The following is a 14,257-nucleotide window of genomic DNA, read 5'->3' on the forward strand; positions in this document are numbered from 1 at the left end:
CCATGCTCACCATCGATCACGTCACGAAGACCTTCTTCCCGGGCACCGTCAACGAGCGCGTCGCGCTCAACGACGTGTCGCTCCACCTCGACGAGGGCGACTTCGTCACCGTCATCGGCTCGAACGGCGCCGGCAAGTCGACGCTGCTCAACATCATCGCGGGCAAGATCGCCGTCGACTCCGGGGAACTCCTCATCGACGAGCGCTCCGTCAAGAAGATGAAGGACTACCAGCGCGCCGCGTACATCGGCCGGGTCTTCCAGGACCCGATGGCCGGCACCGCGCCCGACCTCACCATCGAGCAGAACCTCGCGCTCGCGCTCAAGCGCGGGCAGCGCCGCGGCTTCCACCTCGGGGTGACGAAGGCCCGTCGCGAGCGGTTCCAGGAGGAGCTCCTCGCCCTCGAGCTCGGCCTCGAGAAGCGGCTCAAGGCGCGTGTGGGCCTCCTCTCGGGCGGTCAGCGCCAGGCGCTGTCGCTCCTCATGGCGAGTTTCACGCAGCCGCGCATCCTGCTGCTCGACGAGCACACCGCCGCCCTCGACCCGCAACGGGCCGACCTCGTCACCCGCCTCACCAAGTCGGTCGTCGAACGCGACAGGCTCACGACCCTCATGGTCACCCACAACATGGAGCAGGCGCTCCGCGTGGGCAACCGGCTCATCATGATGCACGAGGGGCGGATCATCCTCGACCTGCCAGAGGCGGAGAAGCGGAAGATGACCGTCCAGGGGCTCCTCGCGGAGTTCGCGAAGATCAAGGGCGCGGCCCTCGACGACCGCGCGATGCTCGGCTGAGCGGGATCGGAGCCCGCGCAGGGGAGCGGGCGGGCGCGGGGTCGTCCGCCCGCTCCCCGCATGCTTCGCCGGCGTCGCCTGCTCGTCCCTCTCCCCGCGAACGCCCGCGTACGCTGGATACGGGGGAGGTTCCGATGCCCATCGATCGACTGGACGCACGACTCGTCGCGCTGTTCGCCGACGAACCCCGCATCGGCGTGTACGAGGCGTCGCGGCGCCTCGGCGTCGCCCGCGGCACCGTGCAGGCCCGCCTCGACCGGCTGCAACGGCTCGGCATCATCACCGGGTTCGGCCCCGACATCGACACCGCGGCGCTCGGCTACCCCGTGACGACGTTCGTCGAGATCGAGATCGCGCAGGGTTCGCGCAGCGACCTCATGCTCGACGAGCTCCGAGGCATCCCCGAGGTCATCGAGGCGCACACCATCACCGGCCGCAGCGACCTGCTCGTGCGCGTCGTCGCCGCCTCGAACCGAGACCTCCAGCGCGTCGTCGACCAGCTCGTGCGGGTGCCCGGCATCGAACGCACCTCGACGCTCGTCGTGCTCGACACCCCCATCCCGCACCGCGTGATCCCGCTCGTCGAGGCGACGCCGGCCGACTGAGCGCCGCGCTCGCGGGCCGGCGGTGCGCGCGGCGACGGTCGTCGTCCAGAATGGACGCATGAACCAAACGCCCGAAGTCCCCGCCGCGGCCGGAGCGACGGGCGGGCGCCGCACGCGTTCGCCCGCGGGCACGGTGCGTCTCGCCGAGGTCGCGGCGATCGCCGGGGTCAGCGAGGCGACCGTGAGCCGGGTGCTGAACCGCAAGTACGGGGTCTCGGCGTCGACCCGCGAGCAGGTCGAACGCGCGCTGCAGCAGATCGGCTACGAGCGGCCGGTCAAGGGCGAGATCGTGCTGATCCTCGTGCCCGGACTGAAGACGCCGGTGTTCGCCGCCATGGTGACGGCGATCGAGAGCGAGCTCACGCCGCACGGGCTGCGGGCGTTCGTCTGCCCGGTCGTGCCGGGCTCCGTGATCGAGCGCGACTACATCGAGCCGATGCTCGACGCCGGCATCGCCGCGGCGGTGTTCCTCTCGGCGAGCAACACGCTGCGCAACGCCGACCCGATGGCCCGGCAGCTGCTCGAGGGCCGCGGCATCCCCTACGTGAGCGTCAACGGCGGGTTCCCCGAGGCGGCGACCCCCGTGGTCTCGACCGACGACTGGCGTGCGGCCGAGCTCGCGGTCTCGCACCTCTACGACCTCGGGCACCGCCGGATCGGGATGTGCGCGGGCCCCGTCGGCAACACCCCGGCCGATCGCCGGGTCGAGGGGTTCCTCGACGCGATGGACGCCCGCGGTCTCACCGACGCGGAGGACTACGTCGTGCGCCACCACTACAGCGTCGACGGCGGCCGCCACGCCGCCGACGAGCTGCTGCCGCTCGGGGTCACCGCCATCGTCGCCTCGAGCGACGACATGGCGCTCGGGGCGATGCGGGCGGCGACCCGTCGAGGCCTCGAAGTGCCGAAGGACGTCTCGGTCATCGGCTACGACGACTCCTACCTGCTCGACTTCACCGACCCGCCGCTCACGACCGTGCGCCAGCCCGTCGAGAGCCTCGCCGAGACCTCGGTGCGCACCCTGATCACGATGATCCAGAACCGCGGCGTGCACGCGGGCGAGGTGCTCATCGACCCCGAGCTGCGCCTGCGCCAGTCGACCGGGCCCGCGCCGCGGTAGCCTCCCGGTCGAGATCGGCGGCGTCGGGGACCGTGCGCCGCTCGCCGGGCCGCACCCGGACGAGGTCGCCCTCGCCCGCGGCGACGGCGAGGTGCGGGTCGCGGAACCGACGGTCGCGGCCGCGGTGCGGGCTCCAGAGGATCTCGTCGGGCGTCCGGTTCTCGAGCCAGTGGCCCTCGCCCTCGGCCCAGCCGATGTCGAGGACGCCCTGCCGGAACGGCACGCCGCTCGCCACCAGCCGGTGGACGCCGGCGGGGAGCGCCGGCCGAGTCGAGATGCGTCGCGATCCGGCATCGGGTTCGAGCCCGAGCAGCCCCGCGACGAGGTGCCCGACGAGCGCGAACGCGAGCTCGGGATAGTCGCCGTTCGCGCCCTGCTGCTGGACCTCGTGGAGGTCGTCGCGGCGCGCGTGGATCTCGCGCATCCAGGCGTAGGCGGCGTCGGCCCGGCCGTGACGGAGGAAGACGTCGGGCAGGTAGCTCAGCGCCTCGATGTTGCTCGGGGCGGTGGCCGCGTCGCGGCACGCGGCGTCGATCTCGTCGAGCACGGCGTCGCGCCTGGCGTCGTCCTCGGTGAGCAGTCCCTTCAACGGCAGGAACCAGGTGGCCTCGCGGAGCCACTCGGCGACCGGCCGACCATCGGCGAGCCAGGCCGACACGAGTCCGTCGAACGCCGAGACGGCCCTGCCGCCGGATGAGGCCGGACCCGTCACGGTCGGCGCGCGCCCCCAGCGTGCGGTGAATTCCGCGGCGAGCGCCTCGGCCGCGTGCGCGAAACCGCGGGCGGTCGCCGCGTCGCCGAGCGCGGCCTCGAGGGCCGCGGCGTGCCGCAGGGCGGCGTACTGCGCGGCGATGCCGTCGCCGGCCTCGAGGAGGTGCGAGCCCGGCCGCTCGTTGTAGCTCGCCGCACCGTCGAAGATCCCGGGGCCGCCCGCCTCGGCGACCCCGTTCGGGCGCAGGGCGTCCCGCTCGGCGACGAACTCGCCGAGCGTGCGCCGCCAGTGCTCCCGGTGACTCCCGAGGGTCCGGTCGCCGCTCCACCGGTACAGCACGTGGACGAGTTCGACGAGCTCGAACGCAGCGGGGAGTTCGCGGACGAAACGATCGGGCCCGTGATAGTCGATCGCGAGCGGGGTGACGCCGTCGAAGTTGAGCGCCCACACGGGCCATCCGCCGTGCTCGGGCGTGGCGGTGCGGATGAACGAATCGAGCATGGAACGGTTCTCGTGGCCGAGCCCCAGCAGCTGTGCACCGACCGCCTGGTGCGCGAAGTCGCGCAGGTAGTACCCGCTGCGGAAGACGTACCCCGCGTGATAGCCCGGCCGGTACACCGCCTGCCGGTACGGCGGCCGGGTCGCCTCCGAGACGTCGATCGGGCCGGTCGTGCCGGCCTCCACGACGAATCGGCGAGCGGTGCTCGTCGCCCACGCGAACATCTCCGCGAGCGCCGCGTCGTCGGTCTCGATGCGGAGCGTGCTCATCGGGCGGCGCCTTCGGCACGGGCGGCGCCTTCGGCACCGGCGCCTTCGGCACGGGCGGCGCCTTCGGCACCCACGGCGACGAGTTCGACGAGCCCGGCCTCCTGCGGCCGGAGCGCGGGCGTCGGCAGTCCGGCCGCCATCAGCACGGCCCCCGGAATCACGGCGCCGTCGGTCCACCACACGGGCTGCGCCCGTCGGGCGGTGACGTCGACGGAACCCTCCGGGCGGATGCGCCGTACCCGGTAGCTCGCGTCGGGGTCGAGCCCGCGCAGCCGCACGGCCGGCCCGGGCAGGTGGGTGGGCGTGTCGATCGAGGCGAGGGTGACGATCGCGTGACGGCGGTCGTCGGAGACCACGCTCTGCGCGACGAGGGAGGGCTGCGCCTCGAGGCGGAGCAGGACGCCCCGCTCGATGAGCGGGCGGAGCCGCACGAACTCGTCGATCCACGCGGCGAGCTCGTCGAGCTCGTCATCCGCCGCCTCGCGCAGGTCCCACTCGATGCCGAAGCTGCCGACCATCGCGGTGATCGCCCGATAGGCGAGCGAGCTGGTGCGGCCCGAGGTGTGCGCTGTGGCGGGCCCGACGTGCGCGCCGAGGAGTTCGGGCGGCATCAGCAGGCTCGTCCAGCGCTGGATGCGCTGGCGCTCGAGCGGGTCGTTCGAGTCGCTCGTCCAGAACCGGTCGGTGTGTTCGACCACCCCGAGGTCGATCCGGCCCCCGCCGGCCGAGCAGGACTCGATCTCGAGCCACGGGCAGGCCGCCCGCACGGCGTCCATGAGCCGGTAGACGGCGAGGGTCTGCGCGTGCACGCCGGCGCGGCCGTTCGTGCGGTCGATCGGTTCGACGAGGTCGCGGTTGTGGTCCCACTTGATGTAGTCGATGCGGTGCTCGGTGACGACGTCGACGATCCGCTCGAGGAGGTGGGCGAAGGCGTCGGGGTGACCGACGTTGAGCACGAGCTGCTGGCGGGCGAGCGGGGCGTCCCGATGCCGCGGGCCGAGGATCCACTCGGGGTGCTCGCGGGCGAGGTCGGAGTCGGGATTCACCATCTCGGGCTCGAACCAGATGCCGAACTGCATGCCGAACTCGCGCACGGTGCCGACGAGCGGGCCGAGCCCGTCGGGCCACGCCTCGGGCGAGACCGTCCAGTCGCCGAGCCCTGCTCGATCGTGGCGACGGGCGCCGAACCAGCCGTCGTCGAGCACGAAGCGCTCGACGCCGACGCGGGCGGCGAGCTCGGCGAGCTCGACGAGCGGCTCGAGGCGGTGGTCGAAGTACACGGCCTCCCAGGTGTTGAGGGTGACCGGGCGTCCGACCGGCGGATGCTGCGGTCGCGCCCGCAGCGTGCGGTGGATCCGGGCGGACGCGGCGTCGAGGCCCTCGCCGTAGCTCGCGTACAGCCAGGGAGACCGGTACGAGGCGCCGGGGGCGAGGGGGAGCTCGCCCGGGAGGAGCAGCTCGCCGCCGCCGAGGACGGTGCGTCCGCCGTTCGAGCGGTGGGCCCACATGCGCTGGTTCCCCGACCATCCGAGGTGGGTCGCCCACACCTCGCCGCGATCGACGTCGAAGCCCGGGGTCCCTGCCGCGAGGAGGGTCGCGGCATCCTGGCCGGTGCGGCCGCGCCGAGCCTCGCGGAGGTGGGTGCCGTCGACGAGTTCGCGACGCTGGGGACGGCGCTCGCCGTTGTGGCGCCCGGTGAAGTCGAGCAGTTCGCTCGCCCGGCCGGGAACGGGGAGCGCGAGGTCGAGCCCGTCGAGCCGGTACCCGGCCGTTCCGTCGTTCCGCACGGTCGCCGAGGTGCGTACGAGGCCGGAGACGAGCAGCTCGATCTCGATCGTGATCGCGAGCCCGCCATCGACCTCGGTGCCGGTCGACACGAGTCGTTCGGCGACGACGGGGGAGTCGACGCGGGTGCGCTCGGTGCTCACCCGGTCGAACTCGGGGAACGCACCGGTGCCGTCCTCCCGGTGCACCGAGAGGCCCTGCGGGCCCATCCAGGCCTGCCGTGCCTCGGTGACGACGCCGAGTCCGCGCGGCACGTCGAGTTCGTTGCCCACCCGGATGCCGCGGGCGAGCTCTGCGACCGAGGCGAGCCCCTGGTCGTCGAGCGCGCCGAGCCATGCTCCCCAGTAGTGCACCACCGGCAGGGTCGACGTCGTGGTCTCGATGACGAGGCTGACTCCGGCGGCGTAGAGGTGGTGAAGTTCCGTGTTCACGCGTTGCTCCTTTGCAAACTTGCAACCATGTACTGCATATATACGGATAATATGTTACTGTCACCATCGTCGCGGATGACGCGATGCACCGGAGCATCACCGAGAAAGGACTGCGAACAATGAGGTTCACCCCCACGAGGCAGGCGTTGCGCATCGCCGCGGCCGCAGCCGCGGTCACGACCGCCGCGGCGCTCGCCGGCTGCTCGAACGCCGCCGACGGTCAGCCGGCCGCCGAAGGCGAAGTCGGCGGGAAGATCACGATCTGGACGTGGAACGCGCCCGGCGACGGCCTCGAGGCCGCGATCCCGGCGTTCCAGAAGCTCTACCCCGACGTCGAGGTCGACGTGCAGGACGTCGGCAATCCGGCGATCTGGGAGAAGATCACGACCGGCATGGCCGCCGGCGGCCAGGGGCTGCCCGACGTCCTGAACATCGGCATCGACTACATGGGCAACTACGTCGAGAAGTTCCCGGGCCAGCTCGTGGACCTCCGCGACTTCGGCGCGGAGTCGCTCGAGTCCGAGTTCCCCTCCGGCGCGTGGAAGAGCGGCTCGGGAGCCGACGGCGCCGTCTACGGCATTCCCTACGAGGTCAACGCCACCGGCTTCTTCTACCGCAGCGACCTCTTCGAACAGGCCGGCATCGACATCGACTCGATCGAGACGTGGGACCAGCTCATCGACGCCGGCGTCACCATCAAGGAGAAGACGGGCGTCCCGCTCTACAACCAGGACAAGGCGGCGACCGAGGCCGACTCCGCCGGGCTCTGGCAGCTCCAGACCGCACTGCAGGATTCGTTCTACTTCGACGAGAAGGGCGACATCACGATGAACGGCGAGGCCGGCGTGCACTCGCTCGAGCTCATCAAGAAGGCCAACGACCTCGGCATCGTCGGCGACGTCCAGGGCAGCTGGGACAACCTGCTCGCGCAGCTGCGCGGCGAGAAGCCCACGGCGATCATGCCCGCCGGCGGCTGGATGGCCGGCGTCATGGAGAACGAGGCCCCCGAGATGGCGGGCAAGTGGGGCGTGCGGCTCCCTCCGTCGGTCGAGCCGGGCGGCATCACCGCGGCCGTGAACGGCGGCACCTACCTGTCGATCCCGACGGCGAGCAAGAACCAGAAGACCGCGTGGGAGTTCGTGAACTTCGCGCTCGGCACACTCGAGGGCCAGAAGCTCGTCTACGAGGGCGGCGGTATGTTCCCCGGCTACAAGCCGATGCTCGAGTCCGAGGGCTTCGCCGCGCCGAGCGAGTACTTCGGCGGACAGTCGCCGAACGCGATCTTCATCGCCGAGCTCGCGCAGGACACGCCCGTCCTGAACTACACGAGCGACTACGCGCGTGCGCTGAAGGCCTACACCGACGCGCAGACGCGGGTGCTGCTCTCGGGGGCCGACCCCCAGCAGGCGCTCGACGAGGCGGCCGACCAGGTCGCCCAGCAGACCGGCCGCAAGCTGGCCGACTGACGGACGGGGCGCGTCGGCTCGCGAGGTCCAGCGGCCTCGCGAGCCGGCGCGCCCTCCCAAGGAGCGAACACACATGAGCGTCTTGTCCTCGACCGCCGGCCCCGCTGCCCGCCCCACCACGGATGCGGCACCGATCGCGGACGCCCCGCGGCCGCCGCGGCGTCGCCGCCGATCCTCGATCGGCCATCCGCGGATCACCCCGTACCTCTTCCTGCTGCCGACGATCGTGCTGTTCCTCGGCTTCAAGCTCTACCCCTACCTCTCCGCGTTCTGGACGAGCCTCACCTCGAACATCGGCGGGGTCATCACCTTCGTCGGGCTCGACAACTACGCGCGCCTGCTGCAGGACCCGCTCTTCTACACCGCACTCGGCAACACCGCGCTCATCCTCGTGGTGCAGGTGCCCCTCATGCTCGGGCTCGGCATCGTGCTCTCGGTCGCCTTCAACTCGCTGCTGTTGAAGGGTCGCGGATTCTTCCGCATGGCCTACTTCGTGCCGATCGTCATGGGCCTCGTCGCCTACGGCATCCTCTTCAGCGCACTCTTCGACTCGAGCGCCGGAATCGTGAACGAGATCCTGGGCTACGTCGGCATCGGCCCGATCCCATGGCTCGTCGATCCGTTCTGGGCGAAGATCTCGATCGTGCTGGCGATGACCTGGCACTACACCGGCCAGAACGCGATCATCTACCTCGCGCAGCTGCAGTCGATCCCCGGCGAGCTCTACGAGGCGGCGCAGGTCGACGGGGCCAACGCATGGCAGCGCTTCCGCAACGTCACGCTGCCCGGGCTCCGCCCCGCACTGCTCCTGACCGTCATCCTCTCGACGATCGGCACACTCCAGCTCTTCGACGAGCCCTACGTGCTGACGAACGGCGGGCCCGACAACGCCACGCTCACGGTCGGGATGTACCTCTACCAGAACGGCTTCAAGTACTTCGACTTCGGGTACGCCTCGGCCATCGGCTACGCACTGACGGTCATCATCGCCGTGGTCTCGCTCATCCAGTTCCGGCTCTTCCGCGAACGGACGCCGAAGCCGGTGTCCCCGAAGAAGCCGGCGTCCCCGAAGAAGTCGATGTCCACGAAGGAGAAGACGCGATGACCGAGTCGCTCATCGGCGTGCGCGGGCGCCGCACCAAGTCGCTCGTGCTCACCACGGCGATCGCCGCGGGCGCCGTGGTGATGCTGCTGCCCTTCTACTGGCTCATCATCGCCACCACGTACCCGTCGCGCGAGATCTTCGCGTCGCCGCCGAACGTGCTCCCGGGGCCGGCGTTCTTCGACAACCTCTCGGGGCTCCTGAGCGACACGCTCTTCGGGCGTGCGATCGGCAACTCGGTGCTCGTGGCCTCGGTCTACACGCTGCTCGGCCTCGTCGTCTGCACGGCCGCGGGCTACGCCTTCGCGAAGTTCGAGTTCCGCGGGCGCAACGTCCTGTTCGGCGCCGTGCTCGTCACCCTCGCGCTGCCCTCGCAGGTCACCCTCGTACCGCTGTTCCAGATCATGGTGACGCTCGGCTGGCTCGACACCTACCAGGCGCTCATCCTGCCGAACCTCGCCCTGCCGTTCGGCATCTTCCTCATGCGCCAGACCATGCAGGCGGTGCCCGACGAGCTGCTGCAGGCGGCGCGGGTCGACGGCGCGGGGGAGTTCCGCGTGTTCTCCCGGATCGTGCTGCCGACCGTCCGGCCCGCGCTCGCGGCGCTCGCGATCTTCCTCTTCCTCGCGCAGTGGAACGAGTTCGTCTACCCGCTCGTCGTGCTCCGCACGCCCGAGTCCTTCACCATCCCCGTCTCGCTCGCCTCGTTGCAGGGCATCGGCACGACCGACTACGGCCAGCTCATGACCGGCACCCTGCTGTCGGTGCTGCCGATCCTCGTGCTGTTCCTCTTCCTGCAACGTCACTTCGTCGCCGGCATCCTCGCCGGTGCGGTCAAGCAATAGGAGTCCTTCACCGTGCTACTCGAAGACCACCAACTCTCGCTCGTCGACTGGGTCGACCTGCCGCGGGCCATCCGGCTGGGCACCGGCGGCGGATGCCGCGTGCTCGGCACCGATGACGACGGTGAGGTGCTCAGGGTCCGCCTCGCGGTCCGCGCGGGCGGTCAGGTGATCCTGCAGTCGCCGCTCGGGGACGCGGCGGGGTACTGGTACCCGGGGCTCGACGGCGTTCGGGGGCTCCCGGCCGACTGGGCGGGGAGCGATCGCTACAGCGCGATCCGCTCGGCGCCGATCGGCGCGCTGTACGACGCCGACGGCACGAGTCGGCTCGCCTTCGGCCTCGACTGGACCATCGGCGAGGGGGAGGTCCAGTTCGGCGTCTCCGAGGAGGAGAAGAACTTCGTCGTCCGTCTGCCGATCGACGACCGCCTCGTCGCGCGCACGGAGGAGGTCGAGCTCGTGATCGCGCGTTCGCCCGAACCGTTCCCGCGCGCCATCGGGCGCGTCGCCGACGTGCTGTTCGGCAGCGCGCCGGTGCGACCCGCCTCGGCGGCGGCCCTCGAGCCCGTGTACTCGACTTGGTACGCGTACTCGCAGCGGATCTCCGACGAGATCGTCTCGCGCGACCTGCCGGTCGCGGCCGAGCTCGGGTTCCGCTCGGTGTTCCTCGACGACGGCTGGCAGCGCTTCGGCGACGGTCGCTGGTACGCCGGCTGCGGCGACTGGGTGCCCGACACCGAGAAGTTCGCCGACCTCGCCGGATTCGTCGAGCGGGCCCACGGGCACGGGCTCGACGTGGTGCTGTGGCTCGCGCCGCTGCTCATCGGCGAGCAGAGCGAGGCGTTCGAGCGGCTCGCGCCGTACGCGACCGAGTACTCCACGGGCCTTCGGGCCTGGGTGCTCGACCCGCGCCACCGCGAGGTGCGCGAGCATCTCGTCGAGACCTGCGCGCGACTCGTGCGCGACTACGGGCTCGACGGCCTGAAGATCGACTTCCTGAACAACGCGATGGTCTACGCGGACACGCCGAGCACCGGCGACCTCGACGACATCGGGTTCGCGATGGTCGAGCTGCTCCGCGGGGTCGCCGACGCGGTCGACCTCGTCCGTCCCGGGGCGCTCATCGAGTTCCGCCAGCCCTACGTGTCGCCGACCGTGGCGGCGTTCGCCGACGTCGTGCGTGCGAACGACTGCCCGGCCGACGCCGACCAGAACCGCCTCTCGGTGCTCGACCTGCGGCTGCTCTCGCGCGGCCAGGTCGTGCACGCCGATCCCATCATGTGGGCGCCCGAGGCCGACGCCGATGCGGTGCGCCGCCAGTTGTTCGGCGGGTTCTTCGGTGTGCCGCAGGTCTCGATGCCGCTCGCCGAGCTCTCCGAGCTGCACCGGGAGGTGGTCTCGAACTCGCTCGAGCTGTGGCGGTCGCTCCGCGAGGTCCTGCTCGGGGGCGAGCTCGAGCTCGGCCTGCCGGCCCGCGGCTATCCGGCCGCGCAGGCACGACGCGACGGCACCCTCCTCGTCGTCGACTACGAGTCGGTGCTCGTCGAGCTCGACCTCTCGGGCGTCGCCGAGCTGATCGTCGTGAATGCCTCCTCGGTCGGCGGCGTGCCCTACCGGGTGACCGCCGGCCGCGCCCCGGCGCTCGGCGGCGAGGGGATCCTCGACGTCCCGGCGTGGGGGACCGCCCGCCTCGGCCTGGCCTGAGGATCGGCCCGGATGCCCCGGGCGCCGCGTCGCGCGATGTATTGGGTGACGTGCGGCGCGCCGCCCGGGGCATCCGGCCGCCGACGTCGAGCCGGCGCACGACCACCGCGCCGTCAGACGCGGACAGGGGCCCCGGGCGGATCCGCCCGGGCCCCCTGTCCGTCACGCGCGAGGCCGCGCGCGACTCAGAGCGTGTTGCCGAGCTTGAAGCCCCGCTCCTCGTCGCCCTGGCGGGTGTACGAGAAGCCGTCGGCGCCGATCGTCACGGCCATCTCCGAGGAGTCGGTGCGTGCGACGACGGGCTTCGGGTTGCCGTCGAGGTCGAGCACGAGCGAGGCCTCGGTGTACCACGACGGCACGACCGGGTTGCCCCACCAGTCGCGGCGCTGGTTGTCGTGCACGTCCCACGTGACGACGGGGTTGTCGGGGTCGCCCGTGTAGTAGTCCTGCGTGTAGATCTCGACGCGGTGGCCGTCGGGGTCGCGCAGGTACAGGTAGAACGCGTTCGAGACGCCGTGACGGCCCGGCCCGCGCTCGATCGCGTCGGAGCGGCGGAGCGCCCCGAGCTTGTCGCAGATCGCGAGGATGTTGTGCTTCTCGTGCGTCGCGAAGGCGACGTGGTGCATGCGGGGGCCGTCGCCACCGGTCATGGCGGTGTCGTGCACGGTGGGCTTGCGGCGCATCCACGCGGCGTACACCGTGCCCTCCTCGTCCTGGATGTCCTCCGTCACGCGGAACCCGAGCGACTGCATGAAGTTCACCGCTCGCGGCACGTCGGGCGTGACCTGGTTGAAGTGGTCGAGGCGCACGAGCTCGCCCGGCGTGTGCAGGTCGTAGCGCCACGAGAGGCGCTCGACGTGCTCGGCCTGGAAGAAGAACTCGTACGGGAAGCCCAGCGGGTCCTCGACCCGCACCGAGTCGCCGATGCCCTTGGTGAAGCCGTCCGCGCGGCGCTCGACGCGGCATCCGAGCTCGGAGTAGAACGCGACCGCCTTGTCGAGGTCCTCGGGCGTGCGCACGCGGTAGCTGAACGCGGCGACCGCCGCGACCGCGCCCTGGCGCAGCACGAGGTTGTGGTGGATGAACTCCTCGGTCGAGCGGAGGTAGATCGCCTCGTCGTCCTCCGAGGTCACGTAGAGGCCCAGCACGTCGACGTAGAACACGCGGGAGGCCGCGAGGTCGGTGACGACGAGCTCCATGTACGCGCAGCGCAGGATGTCGGGGGCCGGCACGCTCGGCGTCGGCACGGGGTTGTCGGAATGGATGGGGGCTTCCTGCGAGACCCAGAAACCCGAGGAGGTGAGGGTCATGTCGTCGCGGTGGCTCATGTCAGCGTCCTTGCTCTGTGATGGGGCCTGTGATTGCGGATGCCACGGGGCGGATGCCGCGGCTCACGCCTTGCCGAAGGTGGGGTTGTGGGGCGCGCCGAGCGTGATGTGCACGCTCTGCTGGTCGGTGTAGAAGTCGATCGAGCGGTAGCCGCCCTCGTGGCCGAGGCCCGAGGCCTTGACGCCGCCGAACGGGGTGCGGAGGTCGCGCACGTTGTTCGAGTTGAGCCACACCATGCCCGCCTCGACGGCCTGGGCGAAGTTGTGGGCGCGCTTGAGGTCGTTCGTCCAGATGTAGGCGGCGAGGCCGTACTTCGTGTTGTTCGCGAGGGCGAGCGCCTCCTCCTCGGTGTCGAAGGGCGTGATCGCGACGACGGGGCCGAAGATCTCCTCCTGGAAGATCCGGGCGTCGGGGCTGACATCGGCGAACACCGTGGGGGCGACGTAGTTGCCGGTCGGGAAGCCCTCGGGTCGCCCGCCGCCCGCGACGAGCCGGCCCTCGGTCTTGCCGAGCTCGACGTAGCTCATCACCTTGTCGTAGTGCTCGGGGTGCACCAGCGCGCCGACCTCGGTGGCGGGGTCGTGCGGGTGGCCTACCTTCACGCGCTTCGCCTGCGCGGCGTAGCGCTCGACGAACTCGTCGTAGACCTCGCGCTGCACGAGGATGCGGCTGCCCGCGGTGCACCGCTCGCCGTTCAGCGAGAACACGCCGAAGATGCACGCGTCGATGGCGATGTCGAGATCGGCGTCGGCGAACACGACGGCGGGGCTCTTGCCGCCGAGCTCCATCGAGAGGCCCTTGAGGAACGGGGCGGCGTTGCCGAAGATCAGCTGACCGGTGCTCGACTCGCCCGTGAAGGAGATGAGCGGCACGTCGGGGTGCTTCACGAGCGCGTCGCCCGCGTCCTCGCCGAGGCCGTTGACGAGGTTGAACACACCCTTGGGCAGGCCCGCCTCCTCGAAGATGCCGGCCCACAGCGAGGCCGACAGCGGGGTGAACTCGGCCGGCTTCAGCACGACCGTGTTGCCGGTGGCGAGGGCGGGACCGAGCTTCCACGACTCGAGCATGAACGGGGTGTTCCACGGGGTGATGAGGCCCGCGACGCCGATCGGCTTGCGGTTCACGTAGTTCATCTGCTTGCCCGGCACCTTGAAGGCGTCGTCGGACTGCGCGACGATCAGGTCGGCGAAGAAGCGGAAGTTCTCGGCGGCCCGACGCGCCTGACCGAGCGCCTGCGTGATCGGCAGGCCCGAGTCGAACGACTCGAGCTCGGCGAGGCGCTGGTCGCGCGACTCGACGAGGTCGGCGATCTTGTGCAGCACGCGCGAGCGCTCGCGCGGCAGCATCCGGGGCCACGGCCCGTCGGTGAAGGCGCGGCGCGCGGCGGCGACGGCGCGATCGACGTCGGCCTTCTTGCCCGCGGCGGCGTGCACGTAGGTCTCGTTCGTGACGGGGTTCAGCACCTCGAAGGTGTCGCCGTCGATCGAGTCGACGAACTCGCCGTCGATGTAGTGGCGGATGCGGTCGGGCAGGCCCTCGGGCCGGTAGTAGGTCATCGTGGTTCTTTCCGTTCTGCGTTGGTCAGGCGGTGAGACGGTC

General features: G+C 71.0%; 11 protein-coding genes. 7 read left to right on the top strand and 4 right to left on the bottom strand.

The genetic code is table 11. The features are described from left to right. Positions 1 to 2: 2 nt before the first annotated feature. The 3 genes from ACFVTX_RS09230 (at position 3) to ACFVTX_RS09240 (ending at position 2,519) form a co-directional block, all read left to right on the top strand. The gene (locus tag ACFVTX_RS09230) at positions 3 to 794 is read left to right on the top strand and encodes an ABC transporter ATP-binding protein (RefSeq protein WP_386899298.1); all 792 of its coding nucleotides are present in this window, start codon (positions 3 to 5) and stop codon (positions 792 to 794) included. Between the two features lie 134 nt (positions 795 to 928). Next, complete coding sequence (locus tag ACFVTX_RS09235; protein ID WP_376941181.1) at positions 929 to 1,399, top strand: Lrp/AsnC family transcriptional regulator; 471 nt, start codon at positions 929 to 931, stop codon at positions 1,397 to 1,399. Positions 1,400 to 1,457: 58 nt separating this feature from the next. After that, a complete protein-coding gene (locus ACFVTX_RS09240; RefSeq protein WP_386899299.1) occupies positions 1,458 to 2,519 on the top strand; it encodes a LacI family DNA-binding transcriptional regulator in 1,062 nt (353 codons plus the stop codon). On the opposite strand, the gene ACFVTX_RS09245 is transcribed toward ACFVTX_RS09240, so the two are convergent. Together ACFVTX_RS09245 and ACFVTX_RS09250 are read right to left on the bottom strand one after the other, a co-directional pair. Then, a complete protein-coding gene (locus tag ACFVTX_RS09245; RefSeq protein ID WP_386899300.1) occupies positions 2,467 to 3,999 on the bottom strand; it encodes a hypothetical protein in 1,533 nt (510 codons plus the stop codon). The two genes, ACFVTX_RS09240 and ACFVTX_RS09245, sit on opposite strands and share 53 nt — an antisense overlap. Beyond that, a complete protein-coding gene (locus ACFVTX_RS09250) occupies positions 3,996 to 6,215 on the bottom strand; it encodes an alpha-galactosidase (RefSeq protein WP_386899301.1) in 2,220 nt (739 codons plus the stop codon). Before ACFVTX_RS09250 ends, ACFVTX_RS09245 begins: the two co-directional genes overlap by 4 nt. A 119-nt stretch (positions 6,216 to 6,334) precedes the next feature. Here ACFVTX_RS09250 and ACFVTX_RS09255 point away from each other — a divergent pair, with 119 nt between their 5' ends. The 4 genes from ACFVTX_RS09255 to ACFVTX_RS09270 all read left to right on the top strand — a co-directional run bounded on the left by ACFVTX_RS09255 (position 6,335) and on the right by ACFVTX_RS09270 (position 11,329). Beyond that, complete coding sequence (locus ACFVTX_RS09255; protein WP_386899302.1) at positions 6,335 to 7,681, top strand: ABC transporter substrate-binding protein; 1,347 nt, start codon at positions 6,335 to 6,337, stop codon at positions 7,679 to 7,681. 73 nt (positions 7,682 to 7,754) lie between these two features. Next, positions 7,755 to 8,786 (top strand): carbohydrate ABC transporter permease, encoded by a 1,032-nt coding sequence (locus ACFVTX_RS09260; RefSeq protein WP_386899303.1) that lies wholly within the window; start codon positions 7,755 to 7,757, stop codon positions 8,784 to 8,786. Then, complete coding sequence (locus ACFVTX_RS09265) at positions 8,783 to 9,628, top strand: carbohydrate ABC transporter permease (RefSeq protein WP_386899304.1); 846 nt, start codon at positions 8,783 to 8,785, stop codon at positions 9,626 to 9,628. The genes ACFVTX_RS09260 and ACFVTX_RS09265 overlap by 4 nt, the downstream gene beginning before the upstream one ends. 12 nt (positions 9,629 to 9,640) lie before the next feature. Beyond that, a complete protein-coding gene (locus tag ACFVTX_RS09270; protein WP_386899305.1) occupies positions 9,641 to 11,329 on the top strand; it encodes a glycoside hydrolase family 36 protein in 1,689 nt (562 codons plus the stop codon). Positions 11,330 to 11,514: 185 nt separating this feature from the next. Here ACFVTX_RS09270 and hpaD read toward each other — a convergent pair whose 3' ends face one another. Together hpaD and hpaE are read right to left on the bottom strand one after the other, a co-directional pair. Then, positions 11,515 to 12,657 carry a 3,4-dihydroxyphenylacetate 2,3-dioxygenase gene (hpaD, locus tag ACFVTX_RS09275; RefSeq protein ID WP_386899306.1) on the bottom strand — a complete coding sequence of 381 codons (1,143 nt, stop codon included), beginning with the start codon at positions 12,655 to 12,657 and terminating at the stop codon, positions 11,515 to 11,517. 63 nt (positions 12,658 to 12,720) lie between these two features. After that, positions 12,721 to 14,214, bottom strand: coding sequence for a 5-carboxymethyl-2-hydroxymuconate semialdehyde dehydrogenase (gene hpaE / locus ACFVTX_RS09280; protein WP_386899309.1), 1,494 nt, complete (start codon positions 14,212 to 14,214; stop codon positions 12,721 to 12,723). Between the last annotated feature and the right edge of the window lie 43 nt (positions 14,215 to 14,257).

The organism is Agromyces sp. NPDC058136 (assembly GCF_042884375.1).
Lineage (GTDB): Bacteria > Actinomycetota > Actinomycetes > Actinomycetales > Microbacteriaceae > Agromyces.